Origin of the sequence: Marinisporobacter balticus, from assembly GCF_004345705.1 — a bacterium.
GTDB classification, from domain to species: domain Bacteria; phylum Bacillota; class Clostridia; order Peptostreptococcales; family Thermotaleaceae; genus Marinisporobacter; species Marinisporobacter balticus.
In genome coordinates, this window is record NZ_SLWV01000050.1 from 1 (window position 1) to 9,983 (window position 9,983).

Sequence of the window (9,983 nt, forward strand, 5' to 3'; positions counted from 1 at the left end):
ACATTGAGTAATTCTTTGGGGAGCTACTGCAGATAACATACTATTTTCAAACAGTTCACAAAAACCATGTGAACCGTTGCAATATAGCAAGGACGTTCTACGAAATAGTGGACAAAGATCGGCGCATTATTGCGCTGATTGATGATATAGAGTGGTTATTAGGTATCAATTTAATGGATTGAATATGTGTTGTAGGGTATAGGAGGATTTTGAAATGTCCAAAGAAAAGATAATACGAATATATGAAGAACGAGCTAAGAAAATAAAAACTGTAGACAATAAAAAAGTTTTTCTAAAAGAATATAGGAAATCATTACTTTCAAATGCTAAAGGACAGGTTTTAGAGGTTGGTGTAGGAAGAGGAACTAATTTTCAATTTTATCCATCAAAAGTAAAGATTACTGCTGTAGATTTTAGCCCATCTTTGCTAGAAATAGCTAAGTCAACAGCTATTAAAGAAGGTATTCAAGTAGAGTTTGTTGTTTCTGATGTTGAAAAACTTGAGTTTAAAGAGAATTCGTTTGATACAATAGTTTCTACCCTCTCGTTATGCGCGTATGATGATCCGGTAAAGGTTCTAAATAATTTTAATAAGTTGTGTAAGTCAGATGGGCAAATTTTGCTTTTGGAACATGGAGTTAGTTCTAATAAATTATTTGGAAGGATATTGAACAAATTTTTAAATGTCATAGATGAATGGAATGTGACAAATATGGGTTGTCATTCTAACAGAGATATATTGAAGGCTGTTAAAGAATCAAATATCAAAGTTGAAAGAGTGGAAACTTGTTTATTAGGAACACACTATTTGATTTGGGCAAAGTCTAATCATGGAAGAAATGATTATTGATTAGTGAGAATTCATTGGGGTGCTACCGTACATAGCGGCTAAGCTCTGCGTGGCCAACACTTCGTAGAACAAAGAATTAGCATTACTTTACTAAAATATGTAAAGCAACGCTAATTCTAAGAACGTTAGGTAACATTAATAAACAATTATGAGAATAAAGAAAAAAGGGGGCTTTATGCCAGATTATATAATAATTATTTATTTGATATGTATAGCTTTAATAGTAATTTGTGAAGTAAGAAAGCGTAGAAAAAAAGGAGCTGTGATTGTAACATGTTTACATATACTAAATTATGATTTAGTATATTCTTTTATATGGTTGGTATTATCTTTGGGGATGTTTTCATTATTTTTAGATGATTTTTTCGATTATTACTCTTTTTTTGTACCTAAATACTTAAATAAATGGTATTACATGTTTAGCTACGAATATATTGTAGAAATAGAAAATCAACTTCTACAAAATGAAAATAAAATGTGGTTTGAATTGTGTAAAATTGCTTTTTATAAATCAGAATTACAAAATTTGTATATTAGTATGTTATGGATTACGAGTTTTGGTATGTTTTTCTATAGAGGAATACAAAAAAGTGAGGTTTGCACAAATGGAATATGGTTGCGAATGCATATGTACAAGTGGGAGAGAATAAAAGCGTATAAATGGATAACAGATTCAAATAAACAAAATCAAAAAGGACATATTAGGTCATATAAACTGGTGTTATATATAATGAATGGAAAAATTGATAAAAAACTACTGAATCAAGATACAAATGAAAAAGTAATTAAGGTTAAATCAATTGATAAAGATATAGTAGATAGAATATTAGAAGAAAAAAATATAATTATGAAATCATAAAACTAAGTAAAATCTAACATTATCTAACATGCTATTTGCATACATTCCACAAAACCCATGTGAACCGTCGCAATATAGCAAGACCGTTAGTGGAAATACCTAATAAAGAAAAATAGAAAATCATTGAAGCTACAATAATTATTAATACATACTTATAAAATGTTCTGATATAAAATTTTGGTTTTCGTATAATTATGATGAGACTCTTTTGATATATAGGCAAAAAGATTTGTTAGAGGGGGACTGTAGATGAAGCTTTTAAAATTAATAAGTATACTATTTGGAATATGCGTTGTGGCTATGGTGATACCAGTTTTGCTATGGGTGTTAATTCCTATTGGTTTTATTTGTTGGGAGCCAATATTAATAAGTGTTTATGAGATTTATGATTACTTAAAAAAATGATTATTACTAACTCAACTTTCGCATGACAAAAACACCATCTTCTCTTTGAAAAAATCAGGTAAACGAGAGATAAAGAAGTCTATGAATTCACTTATTTGTTGTTTACTTAGAAATAATTTATCTTGCAATGCATCTTTTAAAATATCTATAATAAGTTGCAATGCACAAGCAAAATGTATATCATCAAGTTCATCACAACAATAATAAAAAATATTGCCTAGTGTTCGGAAATCTTCATTTTTCCGTTTTTCTAGGGCTAACATAATATAACGAGTAAAAACAATGGTAGTATGTGCAACCAAAGCATCATATGAACGACATTGAAATTCCTTCGAAAGGCGCAAAAATGACTTTGTCATTTTGAAAAAGACTTCAATATCCCAGCGTTTTCCATAAATTCGAATGATTTCTTCTGCTTCTAATTCTAAATCTGTAGAAATCAATGCTAACCATTTTCTTGAGCGATTGCGATCACGAACAAAAACAATTTTTGCTTGAATAGGATTTTTAAATTCATCTGTTCCAATTTGAACAATTACAGATGCAAGAATTTTGGCTTTGCCACGCTTTTTCTTTACATTTGAATATAATGTTTTTAAATTCATTTGTTTATCTTTATAAGTGTAATATACTTTAGGCATTGCTTTTACCATTGCAATTGTATGTAGATTTTCTGTAAGAAGTTCCATTAGTATTCTAGGATAGGTAAACCAACTGTCAAATAAAACATACTTAGCTGGAATTCCAAATGATTTTGCTTGACGGATTAAATTCATCATAGCTGCAGGGCTTTTTAATACTGCATGTTTGCGTATTTTGTATCCATTTGAACGTTTATCAATGTTTGGGTTTTCAGAGCAAAGGCGATTACTTGCTTTATGAGAACTAAGCAAAGTAAAAGCAAGTGGTAAAAAAGTATTTCCATCCGACCAACCAAGTGTAAGCATTCTGAAACCTTTTTTGTATCTATTATCAGTATGATCATGTACTCTAGCAAGTAGTTCAACTGATTTACTCCTAGAGCGATCATACAAGGAATCATCAACAATTAAAACATTTACACGCTCCTCAGATGTTAAAGATTGAATACGGTTGATAATGATATTTGAAGAAAGAAGCAATAAAAACTTTCGCCAATTATAGCTAGTTGACTGCAAAAAACGGTAAATAACATCTTTAGCAAAAGGAAAATGGTCTTTTTGAGATTGAAGAATACGAAATAAATTTTTCCCTGTAAAAACAAGATAAAAAAGAATCTTAAAAATGAAGAGACAAGAAGATCCTTTTAACTTTAAAACATTAGACTGTCTTAAAAGCGAACCAATTTTATTTTCTTTGAAAAAAAATTCAATAGTAGAGTGCATTTGTTTTTCATTTTCTGTATAATTTGGTATAATTGAAGTCATCAAGAACATTCCTTTCCACGGTGAATTTGGTTGTGGTGACTTAATTATACCAAAAGACAGGATGTTCTTGTTTTTTATTGTAGAAAAAACACCATTTTTCAAAGATTACATGCAGTTTTTAAACTGCGAAAGTTGAGTTACTAATAATTAGATCCAGTATCAGCTAATATATTCTCAAAGGAAAAGTAATTAATAATAATAAATAGTTGTTTTACAGTGTATCACTAGTTTACAAGTAAATTAAGCTACATCTTTACCATAAAGAAAAGATGCAATAGCTTTAGCAACACCAGAATAAATTTTAGTGCTTTTGAGTGAATTTGCGAAACCCTCGAAAATTAATTCCTGTGTCAAAACATTGGAAATAGTACGTTTTATTTTTTGAGGACTTTCAAATTGATATTTCGAAAAACTTTCATTAATAAACGGCAATACAGAAACAAATGTGAATGTAATTGCTAATAAATTTACATACCGTTCTATAGCAGCTTTGTTACGTACCATATAATTACCAAACGACCAGAAAAATTTGTGTTGATAAAAAATCACTTCAATATTCCAACGCAAACTGTATGCACATAGTGGTAGATGATCATCTTGAGTCTGATCAAATTTCACATTTTGTACAGTGTTATGCTTAAATATTTGTATATTTTTTGGATTAATTGTACAGATAAATGCTCTTACTTTTGAAACGGCTTCTTTATCTTTTGTTGTAGCTGTCATATAAATTGGTTTTTTGAAGAGATTAGTCATTACCTGTTTTGTAGCAATACGATATTCACCAGCATCTGAAAATGTGAATTTTTTAATATTTAGTTTATCACCCTTTTCTTTTGGTCTACCTCTTTTTCCAGTAGGCTCAGGTGGCAAGTCGTATATGGCTGTGTCCCAGCGTATTGCCCCAATAATATCCAAATTGTCATATTGTTTTATAGTTTTTAAAACAACGCCTTTTGTATACCAGCTATCGCATAAAAGAATTACTTGATAATTGGTTAGGAGAGGCATAACAGTTTTTATTAAATCGGATGCCATATGTAGCTTATTTGCTTCTTTATCATAAAGTCTGTATCCAATTGGAAGGCTCAAATACTTGATCGTATCATTGTATTTCAATGGAATATTCAGGACCAAAGAAACAAAGCAATGTCCGTGAATATAACGATTTTTCTTATCTTTTGCAGCGTGGTCAAACAGCTTGGCACAGCAATCAAATTTATGACCAAACTTTGGTTGCAAAGTATCATCAATAGATAAGAAGATCGTATCTTGTTTTAAACTTTCAGGTACAAGATTAAGTAAAATACGTACAGTGATATTCATTATGTCGTTCAGTGAAAAATCTAAATAGGATAAAAAGTAATAGAAAGAGTTCAAAGAACAACAAGAATACTTGCAAATAAAATAATCATATACAAACTTAATGGAACGAATTTCCTCAAGACAAAGAATACCTGATATTAACCAAATGAAAATTTCGAAACTTCTTTTGTGAAATACAGTTCGATATTGAAAAAAGTATGTGTGTATGGTTTGCTTTATTGAATTATTGGAAATACTAATCATATCAGATGCCTCCTAGGGGTTTGGTTCTTTCAAAATTAGTATTCCTAGGATTGAGGTATCTGATTTTGTTATTTTATGGAAATGAGTGATCAATTACTTGTAAAGTGGTGTTACAGTGTATAACAGCTACCATGTAATTGCGTCAACTTCTTCAAGTTAGTCATTTTAGTATGAAGGTGGAAAAATTTGTAGTAATTTATAGTTTTAGGATAACAGGACTTCCACTAACATACTATTTACATACATTTCACAAAAAACATGTGAAACGTCTTAATTACCAGAAACGTTAGGCGACAGTGTAATAATATTTTTGAAAATGTACTTACAGAAAAGGAGAGGTATAATAATGTCATTTAGTAACTTTTATAACAAACTAGGGTTTGATGAGTACCCTTTTAGAATATTTACTTCAGAGTCAGAAAAAGACAAAAGGGAAAGGTTGTTCATAAAATTAAAGGATTATTCTTTGTTACAGAGTTCATTTGATAGCAAAAATTCTATAATTATTAATGGTGACAGGGGTACAGGGAAAACGATTATTTTGAATGAACTATACAAAGAATCTTGCAAAGAGAATAATATTGTTGCGTTTATTGATGACTTTGCGTCTATAGGTGAAAAAGAAAATATATTAGACTATTATAAATTAATAATTAAAACAATATCTGACAAAATCATTATATATTTATTTGAACATAAAAAACAATTAAGGAAATTAAAAAAGGAAGATAAAATTTTCCTGTCATTTTTAATACAGAGATATGCAGATAATTATACAGAAAATCAGTTAAGGGAAACAATAGAATCAATTCAGTTAGGAGTATTTAAAAAAATAGTTAATACAGTATCTAGACCCTTAACTTCGTTACTAAATTATGGAGCAACAGCAGCTACAAATTTTGGGTCGGAATTTTTAAATAAATCTTTTGGTGAATATCTTCCTAGAGTAAATATGGAAGAAATACAAAGTATTTTTCCTGATATTAAATTTCTAGTAGAGTCAAATTTTAATGATATAAATATGTCATATGAGTTATTAAATAAAATGTTGGAATTTTCAAAGCGTATAGGAATAAACAAGGTGACTATTATTTTTGATAAGCTCGACGAGGATGAGCGTTTAGAAAATGACGCTCAAGAAATAACAAGTTTTTTCAAAAATCTATTCATTGGTAATAAATTACTTTTAAATGATAATATTCAACTTATAATTTCAGTTTGGAAAATACCGTTTGATATGTTAAAATCCAAATTTAGAAAACAAAAACATTTTGTATACAATATAAATTGGAATTTTAGTGATTTAGAAAAAGTATTAAGTAACAGAATGAAAGTTTTTTCTAATAATAAAATTGAGGATTATAAAAACATTTTTGAAAATACAATTGATGATACTACATATAAAAATATTTTTAAACTATCTAATAATAATCCTAGAGATTTATGGCATATATTGGACAAGATTATTGTGGCTCAGTATGACATTGATAGTAATGCTTTGAGAATAAGTGAACAAGCTATAGCTACGGGTTTAGAACAATTTGTAGAGGATTTTGATTTTTATGAGTATTATCCAAGAAGAAAAAATGCACGTAAAAATACTAATGATGTATATTCATATATTGAGCATTTGCGTAAATTAAATAATTCAGAATTTACTAGAAGTGAATTAGAAAACTTTGCAAGTACAGGTGGGTCTACTCAAAATTATATAACTAACATGGTAAATATTGGAATAGTAAAGAAGACCGCTAAAAAAAGAGATGGCTCAGTAATTTATAAGATTGTGGATCCTAAAATAGAATATGCTATTAAAAATAATTTTGAAGTTAGCGCTTAGTTTACAACTAAAATATCACCTAACATACTATTTTCAAGCATTCCACGAAAAGCATGTGGAACGTCGTAATATAGCTGAACGTTAGCGGTCATATCTGGTATATAATTTGTCAATAGTTTAATATCAAAGAGAGAGGTTACGAATATGATAAGAAAGGCAAGAATTTTCCGTATATGCTTATTTGTAATATTGTTAAGTTCGTGCAATATAATGCACAATGATAATCATACTAATTCAGAAAAAATAATTGAGAAGAATAGTGAATCGATTAGTGTGACAGAAAATACCGAAAGTAGTTTTACAGGAATATATAAGTATGATTATGATTATGAAACAGATTCAAAAGATTTGATAGAAGACCATTATATAGTTTTAGAGATTGTTAATGAGAAACTTCAAGGCAGGTATTATGGAACAAGTGACGAATTTGATGAAGTACGAGAAGGGTACTATCCAGCATTTTTTGTTGCTGATATGAAAAAACTAAAAATTTTAGATAATGAAATTACATTTAGTATTGAGATAAAAGAAAGTGACTTATTTAGTAAAGCAATTAATACAAAGTATAAAACTGGTGAAGAAATTTCATTGAAGGAGAATCCTAGATGGGTGAATGCTCATATGATTGAAGGAAACAAACAGAATCCCAGAAATTACAAAGGAAGAATAGTTGGTGAGGAAATACTTTTAGAAGTAGAATATGGACCACGTGTTTTTAAAAGGGTGAATTGAGATGAATATACGACCGCTAACATACTATTTTCAGACATTCCACGGAAACCATATGGAACGTCGCAACATAGCAAGAACGTTAGCTGACAGCAGGACTAAGGAAGGAAATATGAATATTATTTTTTATAAATTATATTCATATTTCCCAAGTTAATTATTGCATTTGATTTTATCAAGACATCAAGACCTAGTAGACCATTAATGTTTTCATCCACAGTGCCTATATAGAAATCTAGGTTGTTTATTATTAAATCATCAAGAATTACACTATCAGCTTTTCGCTTTATATAATTATAAATACCATTAACGCCATAAAAGGTCTCTATTTCATCGTCAATAGTTACACAGAAATCAAGCGAATCTAAAGCAGAAGGCTCAATAATACAAGAGGATGCTCCAGTATCAACAACAATATTATCTATTTCAATTATTTTGCCATGATAACTTAATTTAATAGAAGTAAATAAGAGGTTGTCTCTGTATTCAAGATTCAATTGGATATCCTTCTGAATAAACCTAGATTTTTAATTAATTTTGTTTTTATAACATCATGGCTTGTATGGAAAACAATACTATTTCCTGTACTATGGGTTAATTCTAATGTAGCTTCCTTGTTATCTGATATTGTTTTAAGAATTTCCATATCATCAATATATAAATACCCATTGTCTTTATGAGAATTGAGAATATGAAGCTTTACCCATTGATTCGGATGGAGCTCTCTTACATCATTCCATTTCAAGATAATCACTCCTTAGAGAATATTTTATTAGTAATATTGTATCATAAATAGTGAAGATGATACATGAAAATCAAGATAAGGTGATTGCGGATGAAAATTGACGAATAGCCATCAGCTAACATACATTTACTAATATCCTACTGAAGATATGTAGGGTATCAGTAAATGTAAGACCGTTATCTACAATAGCAAGATACTAAAAAGAAAACAAAATAGATATTACACAATAGTAAAATTATACGAACTTGAAAGGAGTAAAATTATGAATGATATAATTATTTGGAGACTCATAGGAGCAACATTATTAATAGGTATAGTAAGTAGTATTAGTCAGATACGAAGTGATATTGCACGTATAAATGTAAATTTAAATAGGATTGCTAAACAAGTTGGAGTGCCTGATACAGTAACGGATGAATTAAAAAGTCTTCTTTTAGAAGGTGAAAAGATTAAAGCAATTAAAAAATATAGAATTGCTACTGGAGCGGGGTTACTTGAAGCTAAAGAATATGTTGATTCGTTAAGTGAAAGGGAATAAAATAGGTGAACAATATTCTTATATTGCGTAATATTAGAGAAACAAACATATAGAATAACAATTAATTTTATGAAAGAGATTAAGCTAGTGTAAATTAGAAAATTATTTGGTTCTGTACGGGTTATAGGGAGTTATTCTGGGAGCTACTGTAGATAACATACTATTTTCACATATTCCACTAAAACCATGTGGAACGTCGCAACATAGTAAGCACGTTATCTGTAATAGCAGAAGATTATAAAAAGCATAATAAGAATCACATAATATTACGAACTAAAAAAATTGTGTTTTATTAAAACTATCCAATGGATTATATCGGGGGATATTTATGAAGAAGAATTATTTTATACCAAAACATAAATTTGATTTTGAGGCAGTAGAGAGAATTAAGAATGCTGACTCAATAAGCATTCAACCAGTTTTGCCAGAAATTTTTGAATGGGTAGAGGACATTAACTGGCCTGTTGCACAAGAATTAGTAAAAGTGTTGGTTAAGTTTAATGACTTAATAATACCTTTTTTAAAGGATTTAATGCAGAAGCCTGATGGGTTGAGAGAATACTCTGTGTATTACGGTATGATGCCTTTGCTGACAAATAGGCAATTACTATTATTAAAGGATGAGTTGGAAAGGGTAGCGAGTAATCCATCACTCTTTGAAATAGAAGAAGAATATGATAAAATTGCACGCCAATATCTCCAGAAAATATTATGAAATCATACTAGAAAGAGTATTTTGTTTCTTATATTGTGTAGAAAGAGAATTTCACTTGTGAGGGAAAGTCTAGGTAGGTTAAATGATTAACAATTACTTTAAGATATTAGTAAAATATTAGTTTTTTCGGGTATTTCACAGATAGATAGATTTTTTAGGGGGATTAAGGGGGCTACTACAGATAACATACTATTTACATACATTTCACTAAAACCATGTGAAACGTCGCAATATAGCAAGAACGTTAGACGAAATACTGTTGCGGAAATGTTTAGCCTGTCTAAGGTTAGTAATACTAAGTGCTGCGCAATATAATATTTTGAAGGG

The 9,983-nt window shown here is 29.3% G+C and carries 11 protein-coding genes; 7 read left to right on the forward strand and 4 right to left on the reverse strand.

Features of this window, described 5'->3' with window-relative positions:
- Positions 1–214 precede the first annotated feature (214 nt).
- The 3 genes from EV214_RS18070 to EV214_RS18910 all read left to right on the forward strand — a co-directional run bounded on the left by EV214_RS18070 (position 215) and on the right by EV214_RS18910 (position 2,114).
- The gene (locus EV214_RS18070; RefSeq protein ID WP_132248336.1) at positions 215–850 is read left to right on the forward strand and encodes a class I SAM-dependent methyltransferase; all 636 of its coding nucleotides are present in this window, start codon (positions 215–217) and stop codon (positions 848–850) included.
- 175 nt (positions 851–1,025) lie between these two features.
- Positions 1,026–1,709 carry a hypothetical protein gene (locus EV214_RS18075; RefSeq protein WP_132248338.1) on the forward strand — a complete coding sequence of 228 codons (684 nt, stop codon included), beginning with the start codon at positions 1,026–1,028 and terminating at the stop codon, positions 1,707–1,709.
- 249 nt (positions 1,710–1,958) lie between these two features.
- Complete coding sequence (locus tag EV214_RS18910) at positions 1,959–2,114, forward strand: hypothetical protein (RefSeq protein ID WP_165916469.1); 156 nt, start codon at positions 1,959–1,961, stop codon at positions 2,112–2,114.
- 11 nt (positions 2,115–2,125) lie between these two features.
- Here EV214_RS18910 and EV214_RS18080 read toward each other — a convergent pair whose 3' ends face one another.
- Positions 2,126–3,520 carry an IS4 family transposase gene (locus tag EV214_RS18080; protein ID WP_408631315.1) on the reverse strand — a complete coding sequence of 465 codons (1,395 nt, stop codon included), beginning with the start codon at positions 3,518–3,520 and terminating at the stop codon, positions 2,126–2,128.
- Positions 3,521–3,760: 240 nt separating this feature from the next.
- On the reverse strand, positions 3,761–5,089 hold the full coding sequence (locus EV214_RS18085; protein WP_132248340.1) for an IS701 family transposase: 1,329 nt from the start codon (positions 5,087–5,089) through the stop codon (positions 3,761–3,763).
- Between the two features lie 346 nt (positions 5,090–5,435).
- Between EV214_RS18085 and EV214_RS18090 the strand changes: the two genes are divergently transcribed.
- Both EV214_RS18090 and EV214_RS18095 read left to right on the forward strand, forming a co-directional pair.
- A complete protein-coding gene (locus EV214_RS18090; RefSeq protein ID WP_132248342.1) occupies positions 5,436–6,929 on the forward strand; it encodes a P-loop ATPase, Sll1717 family in 1,494 nt (497 codons plus the stop codon).
- 144 nt (positions 6,930–7,073) lie between these two features.
- A complete protein-coding gene (locus tag EV214_RS18095) occupies positions 7,074–7,661 on the forward strand; it encodes a hypothetical protein (RefSeq protein WP_132248344.1) in 588 nt (195 codons plus the stop codon).
- 116 nt (positions 7,662–7,777) lie between these two features.
- Here the strand turns inward: EV214_RS18095 and EV214_RS18100 are convergent, their stop codons facing one another.
- Together EV214_RS18100 and EV214_RS18105 are read right to left on the reverse strand one after the other, a co-directional pair.
- On the reverse strand, positions 7,778–8,155 hold the full coding sequence (locus EV214_RS18100; protein WP_165916470.1) for a retropepsin-like aspartic protease: 378 nt from the start codon (positions 8,153–8,155) through the stop codon (positions 7,778–7,780).
- Complete coding sequence (locus EV214_RS18105; RefSeq protein WP_132248348.1) at positions 8,152–8,403, reverse strand: hypothetical protein; 252 nt, start codon at positions 8,401–8,403, stop codon at positions 8,152–8,154. Before EV214_RS18105 ends, EV214_RS18100 begins: the two co-directional genes overlap by 4 nt.
- Before the next feature lie 262 nt (positions 8,404–8,665).
- Here EV214_RS18105 and EV214_RS18110 point away from each other — a divergent pair, with 262 nt between their 5' ends.
- Positions 8,666–8,941: a 50S ribosomal protein L7/L12 gene (locus EV214_RS18110; protein ID WP_132248350.1), complete on the forward strand. Its 276-nt coding sequence runs from the start codon at positions 8,666–8,668 to the stop codon at positions 8,939–8,941.
- 328 nt (positions 8,942–9,269) lie between these two features.
- Positions 9,270–9,656 carry a DUF5071 domain-containing protein gene (locus EV214_RS18115; RefSeq protein ID WP_132248352.1) on the forward strand — a complete coding sequence of 129 codons (387 nt, stop codon included), beginning with the start codon at positions 9,270–9,272 and terminating at the stop codon, positions 9,654–9,656.
- Positions 9,657–9,983 lie beyond the last annotated feature (327 nt).

Bases quoted from the DNA above. Each gene is read 5' to 3' on its own strand.
- EV214_RS18070 (WP_132248336.1), top strand. From the start codon at position 215: ATGTCCAAAGAAAAGATAATACGAATATATGAAGAACGAGCTAAGAAA.
- EV214_RS18075 (WP_132248338.1), top strand. From the start codon at position 1,026: ATGCCAGATTATATAATAATTATTTATTTGATATGTATAGCTTTAATA.
- EV214_RS18910 (WP_165916469.1), top strand. From the start codon at position 1,959: ATGAAGCTTTTAAAATTAATAAGTATACTATTTGGAATATGCGTTGTG.
- EV214_RS18080 (WP_408631315.1), bottom strand. From the start codon at position 3,520: ATGACTTCAATTATACCAAATTATACAGAAAATGAAAAACAAATGCAC.
- EV214_RS18085 (WP_132248340.1), bottom strand. From the start codon at position 5,089: ATGATTAGTATTTCCAATAATTCAATAAAGCAAACCATACACACATAC.
- EV214_RS18090 (WP_132248342.1), top strand. From the start codon at position 5,436: ATGTCATTTAGTAACTTTTATAACAAACTAGGGTTTGATGAGTACCCT.
- EV214_RS18095 (WP_132248344.1), top strand. From the start codon at position 7,074: ATGATAAGAAAGGCAAGAATTTTCCGTATATGCTTATTTGTAATATTG.
- EV214_RS18110 (WP_132248350.1), top strand. From the start codon at position 8,666: ATGAATGATATAATTATTTGGAGACTCATAGGAGCAACATTATTAATA.
- EV214_RS18115 (WP_132248352.1), top strand. From the start codon at position 9,270: ATGAAGAAGAATTATTTTATACCAAAACATAAATTTGATTTTGAGGCA.